Consider the following 14,215-nt stretch of genomic DNA (forward strand, 5'->3'; position numbering starts at 1 on the left):
CGCCACCACCCGCGACATCACCTGGTGGCACATCGCCCGCACCACCCCCCACATCCGGTCAACCGTCCTGCTCGTATTCGGGATCGCGTTCGGGCTCGTCGGGATCGCGTTCGGGATTTGGTTCGGGGCCACGCGCACGATCGCGTTCGGGCTCGCGATGGGGCTCGTGATCACGTTCGGGCTCGCGAGCTGGCTTGTGCTCGTGTTCGGGCCCTGGGAAGGGCTTGTGGCCGGGATCACGATCGGGCTCGTGTTCGGGCTCGGGGCCGGGTTCGTGATGGGCAACCATCATGCGTGGCTGGTCTGCACCATCGCGGTGGCCCGGCTGGCCCTCCAACGTCGGCTTCCCTGGCGGGTCATGGACTTCCTTGACGACGCCCACCGCCTGGGGCTGCTGCGTGCCGTCGGCCCGGTCTACCAGTTCCGCCACGCGACCCTGCACGACCACCTCGCCGCCAACGACAAGTCTGGCGGAGCCTCGTAGTCACTGGTACTGACCGGCAGCTGTTGAGCCTTTCCAGGTGCTTCCCCGGACAACTCACTGGAGGAACGCTCCTCACACCGAGGGATGGCGGGAGCACCTCCGTCTCGTCCTTGCCCCTCATCCGGCCGGGCACCGCCGGACATCTGGACGTCGGGAAGACAGCATTAAGAACTTCAACACGCAGACTTGACGGGGAACGGCAAGAACTCCCGACCGTCCCCATGATCGCGTTCGCGGTGCCCTCGCTGCGATACCGCGCCGGCGCGCCCGGCCTGCGTGACCGCGCCGGCATCGGCTCGTCCGCCAGCCACCGCATCATCGCCATCAGCTGCGCCAGGCTCGGGCTCGACCAGTCCACGCCGTGGCCCAGGCAGTACGACAAGTACAAAGCGATCCGGCCCGCGTACGTCATCTCGGTGTTGAACGCCCGGCCCGCCGCGCGCAGCCCCGCCAGGTACGCGCACGCCTCGACATGCAACCGAGGCGGCCGAGCAGCGTGCCGTCCGGGCCGATGAGGATCGCGGTGTTGAAGCTCAGGCCGTCGGCGCCCGGGCTGCGTTCGAAGAGCGAGGCGTGCACGTGGATTCCGGTCTCGACGGCGGCGTCGCGGGCGAACGAGCGGGTCGGGCCGGTCTCGAGGTCCTCGGCGGTGGCGGTGGCGTCTCCGGTGGGCCGGGTGTCGGCCAGGTCGCGGGAGGAGAGCGAAGCCAACCGGGCCTGTCCGGTGGTGAAAGTCGGAGGCAGGCCCATCAGGCGTGACTCCAGCCGTGACGTCCCTGGGAGATCCATGTATCAAACTCAACCAGTCAACCTAATGGAGGGGATGGGTTTAATGCATTGAGGTGGATTCCCCGAGCAGTGCTGTCCGCCGACGACCTCGACCGGCTGGAGGCAGCTGGCCCCCGGGCGGCCTGGTCGGGTGATCGGCAGTCGTTCGCGGCGCACCGTACCGTCCGGGCCTTGTCATGACGCGGGCGATCCGTACCGGACAAGTCGGTGTCGCCACCGGCGACGGACGTATCCTCGGCAGGCAGTTCTTCGACCTCATCCCGAAGCCACGCTGCGCGAGCCCTACCGATCAACTCCGCAGGCAGGCGAACCGTCACGGGCTGCAGTTGTTCCTTCAACTGGCCTGTCTCCGCCAGGCGGCGGCTGTCAATCCGGAATCGCTCCTCTGCCGTGGACCCGTCCATGCGGACCTCTTCTCAGGCAGGGGCCTGCAACCGCCGCATGCAGTCGAGTAGTGCCTCGTGGACCTGTCGGCGATGGTAGCCGCGGATAACGACGTTGAACTCGGTGGCGCGGATGACATCTGGAGTGACCCGTTCGAGTTCGTCGGCGGTGCCGTCGAAGGTCTTCTGGATCCGGTTGAACAGCTCGTTCACAGGGTGGCGGTCGTAGCCGCGCATAACCACGTCGAACTCATACCTTTGCGACGGTTCTTCGAAGAACTCGCTCAGCCCTTGTTCCACTGGTTCATCCATGAGGCCGAGGTTGCCAGGTGTCGGCGCACTCCTCAATAGATCACATCGAAGATGGAGTTGTGCTTCATGACGACCTACTCCACGTAGGGAGCCCAACGCCGTCCCGACACGATCTCCCTCGCGGTGATCGTGACGGATCTGAGAGTGGAAACGACCGCGTGCTGAGGCGAGCAGGTAGACGGGTGGGCCGATTTGGACATGATCGTTTCCCGGCGATCCAGGAAGGCCGAGAGCTGTTACGGTGCTCACCGTGGCGCACCCGGAAGCTCTGCTCGACCTCATCCACCGCACTCCAGCGGCCGTCGAGCTGCTGGCCTGGCCGTTCGACTTCGACATCTCCCGCACCGATCACGTCGAGGCAGTGAAGCTGGAGTCCGGTGATGCGCTTGAGGCGGTCGCCGGTGACGGCGCGGGCGGGACGTTCTTCCTGTGCGGGGACACGGCCGGGCAACGGCCCGTGCTGTATGCCGACTCCGAAGGACAGGCGGGACTGATCGGCCGCGATCTGACCGCCGCGATCCAGCTGATCGTGAGGGCCCCGTACTGGAGAGACTGTCTCGGACGCGTGTCCGGTGGTCTCGAGGCGATGCGATCAGTGGTCCCGGAGTTGGAACGAGAGTACGCCGACAACGGCGTCGATCTTGATGCGTGCCGTGCCTCGCTGGCCGGTTTGCTCACGCTGCGTCTTCCACCTGCAACGGACATGCTGGCCGGTCTCCTGGAGACGGTGACGCTTCCCGGCTTCGTCCTGCTCAACGAATGGGGCGATGCCTATGAACCGATCAGCGGATGAGCTGTTGGACTTCCAGCAGTCGGTAAATGCGGCAGCCGGATGGCGAGCGCTGGGCAAGGGACTCGCCGTGATGAGATAGAGATCATCATCCGTGATGATCGGCGCATGAAACGCATGAGCGTCGCGCTGGTGGTGGCCGGCCTGCTGAGCGTCACGATTCCCGGCGGCGCCGTGCACGCGGCTCCCGAATCGAAGTCTCTCGACTCCGTCGTCAAAGCGATCAAGAAGCAGTTCGCGAAGAAAAGCAGCGTGCGCTTCTCCGTCAAGCGACGCGGCGGGCCCCCGGCCACCTGGGACATGGAGGCGTCCGGTGCGTACCGCTTCAGGGCTTCAGGCGTGTACGCCGCCGACACCACGGAGATCACCCAGGAGCCAGAAGGAACAGGCCGGTCCCGGGGAATCAGCATCGGCCGGGAGTTCTACTCACAGGCCTACGTGCGGTCCAAGGACGGCAAGTACGTCTGGAAGTTGCCGGCGACGGTGGGGAAATGGAGCTACGGGCGGAACTTCGCCGGGGTCATCTGGGGAGAGGACCTGATCAACGGGATCAACCCGGGCTTCCTCAAGCTGGGCGCCTCTCACGGTGCGACCAGCGCCGACGGCGGAACCTTCGAGGGAGTGAAGATGACCCTCCACAGCGGCACGGTGACGGTTCCCGAGCTGGGTGAGAGGCAGGCCGGGATGACCTTCGGGACCGAGGAGGATGGCACATGGGGCGGGCCGATCACCTGGAAACTCTGGGTGGGCCCGGACAACCTGCCGAGACGTTTCCACGCCATCATGAGGTTCACCCGGAAGCGCGGTGGCGGTAAGACCGAGACCATGACGATGAACATCATCTATCGAGGATGGGGAACCCCCGTCAGGATCACCGCCCCGCCCAAGCACCTCATCACCGACGAATGGTGATCGGCGATCTCTTGTCCGGCCCTTGTCCGCCGCCGGGCGAGGACCTCCCGATGGCGGATATCGACGACACCACCGGCAACAGCGGAAGACCCCCGCCCGGCCGGCACTGAACAGATCGTTACTCTGGCCCGTCCCGGCACACCCCCACAAGTCGGCGCGAGCACGTCCACCAACCGGTTCGCCCTGCCCTCAACGCGACCGGACGCCGAAGGTCGAAGACCTCAACCTCGCCTTCCGCCGCGCCCGCGTGGTCGCCAAGAGTAGCGCCATCGTGTTCGTCGTTGCCGCCGTCCAGCAACACCGGTTCCCGCAGGGGCGGTACGTCCGCACCCTGCGGGAACCGGTCACCTGTCAGGTGTTGTTACCGCAAGAGGTGACCCATTTGTGAGACGCGACGTTGTCGTGAACCTTCTCACCACGGCCGTCTGTGTCACCGTTGCGGATCCAGTTGAAAACGTACTTCGCTCCCGTGGATCCGCGGAGGTTCCAGCGAGTTCCGTATCCGATGCACGCGTACGCGCCATTCCAATTTGAACCCCAGTAGAGATTGACGTGGTCGCGGCCTCCGGGGACGCCGTCGTTGAAGACCTCGTCGACCTTGTTCCTGCAGTTGTCCGGCCACCGGGTGGAATTTCCCTCCCAGGCGCAGTCGCTTTCGCCGTCCACGATGGCGTGGATGTTGCCGGACGGCTTCCGCTCGTCCGCGTGGGCCGTGCCGGGCATTGTCACCACCGCGGCGGAGGCGAGAAGGGCGAGACCGGCGCCGATGAGAGTTTTTCGGATGCTGCTCATTGTTTCCTTTCTGGAGCGTGGTTGTGTTTCCCCGCGACCGGGGTTCCGGTGCGGTGGTCCAGGACAGGGCGCGGGGTCAGCTTTTGCCGACGATCAGGCGCGCCTGCGGCAGGGCGGCCTGTTGAAGCCGCCCGAGTGTGTCAAAGAAGGGCCGATATCTTTCGCGAACGACGGCCGCGTAGTGGATATCCCGTTCGCGTGCCGTCTTCGCGAGCCCGGACGAATGGGCGCACTCGGCTTCGGCCACGGCCGCGCGCCGCTCTTCCGCCCCGGTGTACGGCCCCTCAGTGGCGAGCCGTTCCCTTCGGAGTGCGAGGGGATCGGGCGTCGTAAATCCCCGCGCGCGCATACATCGGCTCCAATGCGCGATCCTCTGTCGAAAGGCGGCGTCCGCCGTCACCAGCGACATCCGCATGCCGCTGAGGCTGGAGGTCACCTGCTTGGCGCCGAACCACGCTTCGGCATCGTGGTAGAGCTGCCGCCACGCCTCCGCCACGCAGCCGCGGTCGCTGTGGGTCATCGAACCGATCAGCGGGTGCGTGACCTCAAGCCCTTCCGGCCGTTCTCCGATGAGCGAGATCTTGGCCGCCCTCAGCCGGTCCTCGGGGAGTGCTCGGTAGTACAGGGCGCGAGGGCTGAAGCGGTCTTCCCAGTCGAGCGCCCGCTCGATGTCGCGGCCATATCCATGGGCCTTCGCCCATTTCACGTCGTCGACCACGTACGGAAACTCCCGATAGTCCAGGACCGGGTCCAGCGGCTTCGGCCAGTAACGGAACCCTTTCTGCGCCATGCAGTCCCGGACGAGGATTTCCTCGGCTCGATGGAGCAGATCGGATTCGGCGCTCGTCGTCTCGCGGACGGTCTCGTCATGCGACGCCGGGGTGACCTGAACGCTCGGCCATAAGACTGTCGCCACGACCACCGCCACGGGCGCGGCCGGCCACCATTTCCGGAGGCGCCGGGCCGCCATCGGCCGGATCACGTGGCCTTCCAGGAAATCCTCGGCACGTTCCCTCCCCATTGTCGACACGTGATCGACGCGGGCCCCGTTCGATCTATGTGCCGCGTCGTGACCTCAGCTTCGGCGGCCCGGAAGTTGTCTGACAGCCCCCTTTCACCGCTCCAGACAAACCGGTGCCGTGTCCGGTGTCGCCGGTTCAGCAGGCCCTTCACCTGCACAGCAGGAAATTCCGTACTTCGGGACGTCCGTATGCCGCCGTCTGATCACTCTCTATTCGTGCGAGGCTGATCGGCGGAACGGGGGAAACGTTGGGGCGGCGTGAGCGACCACTGGATCCGAACGGCGGGCCCGTCGCCCGCTTCGCCTTCGAATTGCGGAAGTTGCGGCAGGAGGCGGGCGGCCCCACGTACCGGGGGATGGCCGCTCGGGCGCACTACTCGCCTGCGACGCTGGCCCAGGCGGCGGCCGGGGACCGGCTGCCGTCGCTCCCCGTCGCCCTGGCCTATGTCGAGGCCTGTGGCGGGGACACTGCGGCATGGCGTACGCGGTGGCACGAGGTGAGCAGGGAGGTCCTGGAGGAGGCGGCCGCAGCGGACGACTCGCAGGCGCCGTACCTCGGGTTGGCCCGGTTCGAAACCGAAGATCACGAGCGCTTCTTCGGGCGTGCGGCGCTCGTCGAGCGGCTGGCCGGGCTGGTGCACGCGCACCGCGTGGTCATGCTGGTGGGTCCGTCCGGCAGTGGCAAGTCGTCGCTGCTGCGCGCCGGGCTGGTACCGCATTTGCGGCAGGCGGGGCGTTCCGGCGAGCGGCCTGCTTCGATCCGGGTGCTGACGCCGGGCGCTCAGCCTGCGGGCACGTACGCGGAGTGGTCCGACGGTGTGATCATCGTGGACCAGTTCGAGGAGGTCTTCGCCCTCTGCGATGACGCGGCGCGGCGCCGCGACTTCATCGACGCGCTGCTGGCCGCCGGGGCGGCCGAGGGCGGTTCGCGGGTCGTCATCGCCGTACGGGCCGATTTCTTCGGCCGCTGCGCCGAGCACCGGGAACTGACCGAGGCAGTACGCGATGCCACCCTGCTGATGAGTCCGATGAGCCCCGCGGAACTGCGTGAGGCGATCATCGGTCCGGCCGCCGGGGCGGGTCTGGTCGTGGAACGCGAGCTCACCGCCAGGATCATCGGCGAGGTCGAGGACGAGCCCGGTGCCCTGCCGCTGATGTCCCACGCCTTGCTGGAGACCTGGCGCCGGCGGCACGGCCGGGTCCTGACCACGGCCGCCTACGAAGCCGCGGGCGGTATCCACACGTCGATCGCGCGTACGTCCGAGGACCTCTATACCGCCTTGTCCCCGGCGCAGCAGAAGCGGCTGCGCCACTTGCTGCTGCGCCTGGTCAACCCCGGCCACGGAGCGCAGGACACCCGCCGCCCGGTCGACCGGGGCGAACTGCTCACCGGCGACGACGACACCGAGTTGCTGCTGGAGCGGCTGGCCCACGCCCGTTTGATCACCCTTGACGAGGGCCGCGTCGACCTGGCGCACGAGGCGCTTCTGACGGCCTGGCCGCGGTTTCGCGGCTGGATCGGGGAGGAGCGCGAGCGCATGCGCGTCCAGCGCCGGCTCACCGAGGCCGCCCACGCCTGGCAAGACCATGACCGCGACGCGGGCAGCCTGTATCGCGGCGTGCGACTGAGCACCGCCTGCGAGCAGTTTGCGTCTTTCGACGGCCTGACCCCCTTGGAACGGGAGTTCCTCACCGCCGGCATCGCCGCCCGGGACCGCGAACGACGCCATCGCCGCCGCCGCACCGTGGCGATCTCGACGCTTCTCGTCCTGACGCTGGTCGCGGCCCTGCTGGCCTGGCAGCAGGGCGAAACCAGCCGGATCCGGCAGCGCGAGGCCGAGGCCCGCCGCGCCGCCGGGGTGGCGGCGAGCCTGCGCGACTCGGACCCGGTCACGGCGATGCGACTCAGCGTGGCGGCGTGGCGCCTGGCCGACCTGCCGGAAACCCGCTCGGCCCTGCTGGCGGCGGCCCATCAACGTCTGCAGGACGTCTTCATCGCCCCGGACGGCGATCCGGAAACGATGCGTCATCTCAGCATGGACGGCCGAAGCCTGGTCAGCATCGGCGCCGATCAGGTCACCACCTGGGACCTGCAGACCCATCGCCGGACGGCGTCCCTGCCCGGCGTGGGGTCAGAGGCTGTGGGGGTGCGCAACGGGGACGCCTGGAAACTGCCGACGCGGGGGCGAGACGGTGAGGTGACGCTGTGGGACCTGTCCACGGGCAGACGCGACGAGAGGGTCCTGGGTCGGGCGAATGGTGGCGTGGAGATGGGGGTGAGCGGGCGGAGCGTCATCGGCTACGAAACAGCTGGTTCCCGGTATCTGATCCGGGTGTGGGGCATCGGCAGCCACAGAGAGCTCCTGGAGGTCGCCACCCCGCGCCGCACCTCTGCTCAGTCCACCACGGTGACATGGGATGTCGGGTCGGCGTTCCTGCGCTGGGGAAGGAACGGGCGCCGCATACCGAATCCCGATTCTCCGGACGCGACACTCAGTCCGGACGACCGTCTCATGGCCGTATGCCTGCCGGGAGAACGGTTGCAGCTCTGGAACGTCGCGACGGGTCGCCGGATCGACGTGCCATGGGCGCCGCGCGTCACCCGGCGACAGTGCCAATCCGAGCACGTGAGTTTCACTCCCGACAGCCGTCGCCTGACCGTCATCACCGACGAGAAGATCCGCATGTGGGAGATAGCCTCGGGCGATGAGCTGACGGGGTTCAGCCGGCGAAACATCCAGGAGATCGGCTTCAGCGCCGATGGCGCCTTCCTCGTCGCCTCCGATGGGGTCGCCATCATCATGTGGCGTGTCACGCACCCTGATTTACCCGTCTTCCGTCACGATCTCTCCGGCGAGCCGGCCTTCGACCTTCGAGTGGACCCACGCGCCAATTGGATCCGCTATCTCGGAGGCTCCGGCCTCTCATGGCCGATGACGGTCCGCACCATCAGCCTCGGCCGGGCGGTCACCTCCGAATGGAAGGGGGCAGCGGCCTCCACAGTGGCCTTCAGCCCTGACGGGACCACGCTCGCACTCGGCTACCCGATGGAGAAGCCGGATGCCGTCCGCTTCCGGCTGCACGATCGGCGGTCCGGGCGGCGTACCGCTGACCTGCCGGAGATGGATTGCCCAGGGCCGAACCACGGGACACCGGCCTGCTCGGCGCACGTGGCCTTCAGCTCTGATGGACGGACGCTGGCCTTCGGCCGTTCCACGGGGAGAAAGTCCTCGCCGACGCGTATGTCCTTGTGGGACGTAGCCCGCCGGCGTACGACGGACACGCTCGTGCTCGATCAGTCGGCGATGCGGACTGTCGGGGCGCTCGGCTTCGCTCCAGGGGACACGTCGGTGCTGATCGCCTCGTCGACCCTCAATACGGGTTCGTTGAGCGTCTGGGACTTGCGCCAGAAGGCCGTCACGAAGACGCTGGCCGGTGTTTTCGCAAGTGAACTCGCGATCCGCCCTGACCAACGACTCATGGTCACCTCCCAAGGCGATGTGGTCGAGCTGCCATCGGTGACGAAGGCTCCCGGGCAGCCCAGCCTGGGCCGGGCCAGCGCGCTGGCCTTCAGCCCCGACGGCCGCCACCTGGCCGCGGGCGACCACACCGGCCGCACCGTCCTGTGGGACGCCCGCGTCGAACGGCGCCTCGGCGTGCTGGCCGCACAGGTCACGGCGAGCTCGGACCCGCTCAACGCGACCTCGGCGCTGGCCTTCTCCCCCGACGGCGGCGTTCTCGCGGCCGGGGGCGCGGACGGCTCAGTGCAACTGTGGGATGTCGCCTCACATCAGCCGATCGGACCGGCGTGGCCGACGACGGGCGACGTCATCCTCGCCCTGGCCTTCAGCCCCGACGGCAGGAGCCTGTACACGGCAGGAGAGCACGTCCCCGTCCAGAAGTACGATCTCGCCCCCGACGCCCTCGAGACCGCCGTCTGCCGGCGGGCCGGCAGGGGGCTGACGGATGCGGAGTGGCGTACGTACTTCCCGAATGACCTCTACCACCAGACCTGCTCGTCGCGAACCGGATCGTGAACCCGGCGGCGTGGGCCCCGGACCAGTGAACCGGTTTGTCTGGAGTGATGTCAGAGGGCTACCAGACAATCCTCCGCCTGCGGAAACTGGGGTCCGCAGCCGGGATCCGCACCCGGACCACGGATGGTGCCGGCTCCCGGACATCTCGATTCAGGAGGTCCATTGCGAACATCACCAAGTGCCGCACTGACGGCGGCGGCCATCATGGCCGGCGCCCTGGAGTCACCGGCCATTGCCGATGACGACGCTGCGCTGCTAAGGAGAGAGCGATTCGATACAGCATGAAACGGGCTGTGACGCGCGCCGCCGCCGGCGTGACCGTCACCGTGGCGACGCTGGCGGTGCTGACCGGTCCCGCGGCCGCCGAAGCCAGCCCGAGCGGCTGCCCGAAGGGCAACTTCTGCCTATGGTATGAGGGGCAGGACAAGCCGTTCTGGTCCGAGCCCGGCGACATGAGGGAACCCGTCGGAACGTGGCGGCCGGATCTGCACATCTGGGCGTTCAACAACGGCCGGCCGCAGCCGGGCTGGGATCACGTGCGAGTGTACTGGCACTACAAGTATTTCGACGGGCGTGACACCGGGGACGAGCACCTGAACGTCACCTGCTTTCACTACAACCCCGGCCCCGGGAGGTACAAGGGCGCGATCGGCGGCAACTCTCCCGACAAGGTCACGCATATCCATAAGGCCGTTTGGGGCCCTGAGTGCTGAGGCACTGATCCTTCCCCGGAGTCGACGCCTCGGATCCCGTCGCGCCGTCACCCGAGAGGCGCGGCGTCGCGATTGCGGCACGGAGTTCCGTCCGGGTCACCGGTCCGGGTCACGCGGACCGGTGGCTTCGGGCTCCGCTTCGCCGTTGCGTTCGGACGCAGCGGCCGTGTCACGGGGTGACGAAGAGGGTTTCCACTTCGTCGGTTGCCGCGAGGTGGTGGCGGCGGCTCGGCAGCATCGCGGTCGGGTGGGAGATGCTCCAGGCCGCGCTCGCGCAACTCTTTGATGCGGGCGGCGGTCCGGCCTTTGATGACGGTGGACATGGCCTGATCGTCGGGGGTCACGCGCTGGATGATTCCATCGCGGCGTCCGAGGCTGATGCACTGGATGGTGTAGCCGATCGTGGTCTCGGGAACCTTGCGACCGGTCAAGCGCGCGGCGAGGGCGTCGGCGGCCAGCCACGCCATCGGGATTCCCGAGGCGCAGGACATCGCAGTGGTTTACCGCCCGCTCCTTCGGCGATCGCGGCGTCGCCGACGGCGTACACATCGGGGTGCGAGACCGAGCGCATGGTGCCGTCGACGACGATCCGCCCGGTATCGGACACCTCCAGGGTGGTGGCGGCCGCGATCGGGTGCACGGTGAAACCCGCGGTCCACACGGTCACCTGGGCAGGGATCTGCCCGGCTGCACCGGTGACCGCGCCGTTCGCTTCGACGCGCGTGATGTCGGCATGCTCGTGGACCGTGGTGTCGGGCCTGTTCTCCTATCGCGCGATGTGTGACCCGTGCGCGGTCGACCCGGTGCCGCGTAGTGTCCCGGCCCGCCGTGCCGCGGCCGGGGAGCGGTCGGGCCTGGCAGAACACCCGGTGGATGGCGCCATGGCGGCCAGAGCACGAGCCGCACTCCAGAGAGCGAACCATGAGTAGGGCTACTCATGTCCCGGCGGTGGGCCTGCGGGACAGGATGCGATCACGGGGGCCGGGAGTGCCCGCCCGCGCTCCGTCCTTTGTTCTCTCCAGGAAAAAGAACATGCTCACACGTTCCTGCAGGCTCGCGGCGATGGCAGCATCGGGGTGCCTGGCGTGGTCGCTGCTCGGGGTCACGGGAGCCGGCGCCGGGACCGCGTTCGCCCCCGACATCTGCGCCGGCGGGTACGTCTGGCGCGGCGCGTGACCCAGCGACCACGTATGCGTGGACCCGTCCGTACGCGACCGGACGCGGTCGGAGAACGCGTCAGGAGTCTGGCACGCGTGCACGACCGGGTTCGTCTGGCGGGAGGCGTACCCCGGCGACTGCAGAGGCAGGTGCCTCGCGAGGTGTCGTCAGTGGCAGGTCTTCTGATAGGCCAGTTCTGGGATGTGTTCTCGCCATTCGGCAGGGGACAGGCCGCCGTCACGGCGGCAGATCACCGCAGTAGCGGTGCCCGAATCGACGGTGATCTCACGTAAGGCCCCGTCGGCGGATGAGACGAGGAGAGCGGTCCGGTTGAATGCCACGGCCGGTACGGACTGGGTGTTGAAGCTGATCGGTGAGGCGATCCGCTGATATCCCCGCCAGTCCCATAGCTGGATGCCGATTTGGGCTTCGCTGCTGACGGTGGCGAGTAGTTCGCCCTGCGGGTAAGGGACAAGAGCATTGATTGATGACGTGTCCGCGGTCTGCGGCGGGGCCAGGCGTCTGCGCAACTCCCTGTCCCAGAACGTCAAACCCCCGTCCTTGTCGCCGATTGCGGCCGTGTTCCCGATGAAGAGAATCTCTCCCTCGGCGCGGGCGTCGGATGGGTACTGGCGTATCGCTCCGGTGGCCGTATCGACCAGGATTCGTCCCCTGCTGGATCCGTCCACGAGCAACCGGCGCCCGTCCGGCTCGAAGATCAGAGCCCCTGATCCCGCACCGGAGACGGAGCGGATCCATCTTCTGGCTCTCACGTCCCACAACTCCAGGTCGTCGAATTCCAGGCCGTCGAGTGCCTCTTCACTATCCGGGTTCGCGCTGAGGGGGGCGACCGCGACGGTTCTGCCGTCGGGGGAGAAGGCCACGGACAAGACTCCGACGGCTCCCTGTCTCCGGACGCGCAACGCGCCGATGTTGCGGCCGTTCGTGGCGTCCCACAAGGTCACCACGGGGGACGCGGGGTGGGTGAGCGCAAGCGTGCGCCCATCGGGGCTGAACACCGGGGCGTACGCCGTCTCCGCAGGGTCGTTTTCCGGGAGATCGTCGACGGGTAGCGGGCCGCTCACGGGTTTCCGCGCGGCGACATCCCAAATGCGCACCTCCGGCCTGCCTTTTCGGCGATTCGCCGTCACTAGGAAGCGGCCGTCAGGGCTGAACAGCCGCTTGTCGCTTCCCGGAGCGAGCACCTCAGGGCGGGTGTAGGGGGAGATGTCCAGGACGTTCAAGTTGCCGAACTGGCCCATCACCCGGAGGAACCGGCCATCCGGCGAGATACGGGGATCGGCTCCCACAACGCCGGAGAGAACCGAGGAGCTCAACAGCAGTGTGCCGTCGTCCACCCGCCACAGAAGCACCCACCCCCCACCCCACGTCCCGGCAAGGAACCGGCCGTCGGGGCTGAACTCCACACGTTCCGCAGGCGGAACCAGCGGGCGCAGGACCTCCTTGCCCGAGGAGATTTCCCACAGCCGGACACCGTCGCCGGTCGAGACGGCCAGGTGCTTCCCGTCCGGACTGAACACGCCTTCCGTGGCGGTTTGCGATAGACGGGGGGCCCGGAGCGGCTTGCGCTTCTCGATGTCCCAGAGCTCCACCCGCCGCCCCGAGCTGGCCCTGCTGTCGGAGGGCGAGCGGGTGCTCGTCGATTTCTTGGCCTTCGCCCGGATGACCAGGGCCAGCCGGCCGTCCGGGCTGATGGCATTGACCGGCTCGTCGAGCACGCGTGTCCGGTCCGCGATACTCAAGGCTTCGTTCATCCCATCGCGGACCCCGATGAGAAAGCGCCCGTCCGGGCTGAACTTCGTAGGGTCGAGGTGGGGGAATGCCACGCCGAGGTCCGTCAGGCCTCCGGCGCCGACGGTCCACAGCTGTGCGTTGGTCCCGTCGTCCACCGCCAACGTACGGCCGTCAGGACTCCACACCACATCCGAGACAGGTTGCCCCGTCCATCTGGCGCGCGCGACCTCCTTCTTCGTGGCCAGGTCAAGCACGCGCAGTGCGCCCGGCTCGACCGCCGTAACGGGTGTGTGGACGGCCAGCCTGGTGCCGTCCACGCTGAGCCCATGCGCCAAGTCCGTCCCGGTGTACGGGGCGGTGACGACGTCCACCAAGGGGCGCACCATCGAGTCGATCAGCTCGCTCTTGGTCTCGGGGACCTGGGCGATCCGCCAGGCCGCGGCGCTCAATCGGCGGGCCAGCCTCGGGTCGCTCATCCGCAGGGCGGACGCGCGCCTGGCGGCCAGCCGGGCCGTCGCCTCCTCCAGCCGATCGCCGGCCAGGCCGGCCTGCCGGATGGCGACTCCTGCCGCGACCATGGAGGCGACCAGCAGGACCACCAGAACGGCCGAGACGGTGACCCGCCTGCGGGAGGTGCGCCGGGCCAGTGCCGCGCTCGCGTCAACGAAGTTCCGTTCCAGGGGCGTGAGGTCGTCGTGGTCACCCGGCTCGATGAACAGCTTGTCGGCGACGGCCAGGCGGGTGCCCCGGTAGAGCAGCCCGGCATCGCGGCCGTGCGCCTCCCACGCTTGGGCCGCCTCGGTCAACTGCCGATGGGTACGCAGGCGATCGCGTCCTTCGTCCACCCATCCACGCAGTCGCGGCCACGACTCGATCAAGGCCTCGTGCGCGAGTTCCACGCCGTCCTGATGCAGCGTGAGCAGCCTGGCCCCGGCCAGCTGCTCGATGACCAGCGCGGTGTCCGCCTCCTCGTACGGGTCCAGTTCCGCCCGGGCGGCGGGACGGCGGGTGTCTTGGGCCTGCTCGCCCGGCTGGATCAGCCTGAGCAGGACCCGCCGGGCGATCCTCG

The 14,215-nt window shown here is 68.1% G+C and carries 11 protein-coding genes and 2 pseudogenes; 6 read left to right on the forward strand and 7 right to left on the reverse strand.

What is annotated here, in order from left to right:
* A pseudogene (locus EJK15_RS60820) lies at positions 1-484 on the forward strand (hypothetical protein); the annotation flags it as partial.
* A gap of 408 nt (positions 485-892) precedes the next feature.
* Here EJK15_RS60820 and EJK15_RS73720 read toward each other — a convergent pair.
* Both EJK15_RS73720 and EJK15_RS60835 read right to left on the reverse strand, forming a co-directional pair.
* Positions 893-1,273, reverse strand: coding sequence for a nitrilase-related carbon-nitrogen hydrolase (locus EJK15_RS73720; RefSeq protein ID WP_138719481.1), 381 nt, complete (start codon positions 1,271-1,273; stop codon positions 893-895).
* A 416-nt stretch (positions 1,274-1,689) separates the two neighbouring features.
* The gene (locus EJK15_RS60835; protein WP_138719482.1) at positions 1,690-1,968 is read right to left on the reverse strand and encodes a DivIVA domain-containing protein; all 279 of its coding nucleotides are present in this window, start codon (positions 1,966-1,968) and stop codon (positions 1,690-1,692) included.
* 241 nt (positions 1,969-2,209) lie between these two features.
* On the opposite strand from EJK15_RS60835, the gene EJK15_RS60840 reads away from it, so the two are divergent.
* Both EJK15_RS60840 and EJK15_RS60845 read left to right on the forward strand, forming a co-directional pair.
* The gene (locus tag EJK15_RS60840) at positions 2,210-2,761 is read left to right on the forward strand and encodes a hypothetical protein (protein WP_138719483.1); all 552 of its coding nucleotides are present in this window, start codon (positions 2,210-2,212) and stop codon (positions 2,759-2,761) included.
* Between the two features lie 105 nt (positions 2,762-2,866).
* Positions 2,867-3,670 carry a hypothetical protein gene (locus EJK15_RS60845; protein WP_138719484.1) on the forward strand — a complete coding sequence of 268 codons (804 nt, stop codon included), beginning with the start codon at positions 2,867-2,869 and terminating at the stop codon, positions 3,668-3,670.
* Positions 3,671-4,021: 351 nt separating this feature from the next.
* On the opposite strand, the gene EJK15_RS60850 is transcribed toward EJK15_RS60845, so the two are convergent.
* Both EJK15_RS60850 and EJK15_RS60855 read right to left on the reverse strand, forming a co-directional pair.
* On the reverse strand, positions 4,022-4,462 hold the full coding sequence (locus EJK15_RS60850; protein ID WP_138719485.1) for a hypothetical protein: 441 nt from the start codon (positions 4,460-4,462) through the stop codon (positions 4,022-4,024).
* A gap of 76 nt (positions 4,463-4,538) precedes the next feature.
* Entirely contained in the window at positions 4,539-5,483 is a 945-nt protein-coding gene (locus EJK15_RS60855; RefSeq protein ID WP_138719486.1) for a hypothetical protein, read from the reverse strand.
* A gap of 248 nt (positions 5,484-5,731) precedes the next feature.
* Between EJK15_RS60855 and EJK15_RS60860 the strand changes: the two genes are divergently transcribed.
* Both EJK15_RS60860 and EJK15_RS60865 read left to right on the forward strand, forming a co-directional pair.
* Positions 5,732-9,520, forward strand: coding sequence for a WD40 repeat domain-containing protein (locus tag EJK15_RS60860; protein ID WP_138719487.1), 3,789 nt, complete (start codon positions 5,732-5,734; stop codon positions 9,518-9,520).
* A gap of 281 nt (positions 9,521-9,801) precedes the next feature.
* Positions 9,802-10,233 (forward strand): hypothetical protein, encoded by a 432-nt coding sequence (locus EJK15_RS60865; RefSeq protein WP_138719488.1) that lies wholly within the window; start codon positions 9,802-9,804, stop codon positions 10,231-10,233.
* A gap of 47 nt (positions 10,234-10,280) precedes the next feature.
* Here EJK15_RS60865 and EJK15_RS73725 read toward each other — a convergent pair whose 3' ends face one another.
* Positions 10,281-10,700, reverse strand: coding sequence for a hypothetical protein (locus tag EJK15_RS73725; RefSeq protein ID WP_206061958.1), 420 nt, complete (start codon positions 10,698-10,700; stop codon positions 10,281-10,283).
* Positions 10,661-10,969 (reverse strand): annotated as a pseudogene (locus EJK15_RS73730) (FAD-dependent oxidoreductase); the annotation flags it as partial. The pseudogene EJK15_RS73730 and the gene EJK15_RS73725, both read right to left, overlap by 40 nt.
* A 296-nt stretch (positions 10,970-11,265) precedes the next feature.
* Here EJK15_RS73730 and EJK15_RS73735 point away from each other — a divergent pair.
* Complete coding sequence (locus EJK15_RS73735; protein WP_206061959.1) at positions 11,266-11,409, forward strand: hypothetical protein; 144 nt, start codon at positions 11,266-11,268, stop codon at positions 11,407-11,409.
* 149 nt (positions 11,410-11,558) lie between these two features.
* On the opposite strand, the gene EJK15_RS60875 is transcribed toward EJK15_RS73735, so the two are convergent.
* Positions 11,559-14,215, reverse strand: a 2,657-nt coding sequence (locus EJK15_RS60875) for a WD40 repeat domain-containing protein (RefSeq protein ID WP_138719489.1), incomplete at its 5' end; no start/stop codon positions are given.

This window comes from Nonomuraea basaltis (genome assembly GCF_005893125.1).
Classification (GTDB): domain Bacteria; phylum Actinomycetota; class Actinomycetes; order Streptosporangiales; family Streptosporangiaceae; genus Nonomuraea; species Nonomuraea basaltis.

What these genes read in the sequence shown, in the direction of transcription:
- EJK15_RS73725 (WP_206061958.1), bottom strand. Translation starts at nt 10,700, where the DNA reads ATGGCGTGGCTGGCCGCCGACGCCCTCGCCGCGCGCTTGACCGGTCGC.
- EJK15_RS73735 (WP_206061959.1), top strand. Translation starts at nt 11,266, where the DNA reads ATGCTCACACGTTCCTGCAGGCTCGCGGCGATGGCAGCATCGGGGTGC.
- EJK15_RS60835 (WP_138719482.1), bottom strand. Translation starts at nt 1,968, where the DNA reads ATGGATGAACCAGTGGAACAAGGGCTGAGCGAGTTCTTCGAAGAACCG.
- EJK15_RS60845 (WP_138719484.1), top strand. Translation starts at nt 2,867, where the DNA reads ATGAAACGCATGAGCGTCGCGCTGGTGGTGGCCGGCCTGCTGAGCGTC.
- EJK15_RS60850 (WP_138719485.1), bottom strand. Translation starts at nt 4,462, where the DNA reads ATGAGCAGCATCCGAAAAACTCTCATCGGCGCCGGTCTCGCCCTTCTC.
- EJK15_RS60855 (WP_138719486.1), bottom strand. Translation starts at nt 5,483, where the DNA reads ATGGGGAGGGAACGTGCCGAGGATTTCCTGGAAGGCCACGTGATCCGG.
- EJK15_RS60865 (WP_138719488.1), top strand. Translation starts at nt 9,802, where the DNA reads ATGAAACGGGCTGTGACGCGCGCCGCCGCCGGCGTGACCGTCACCGTG.
- EJK15_RS73720 (WP_138719481.1), bottom strand. Translation starts at nt 1,273, where the DNA reads ATGGATCTCCCAGGGACGTCACGGCTGGAGTCACGCCTGATGGGCCTG.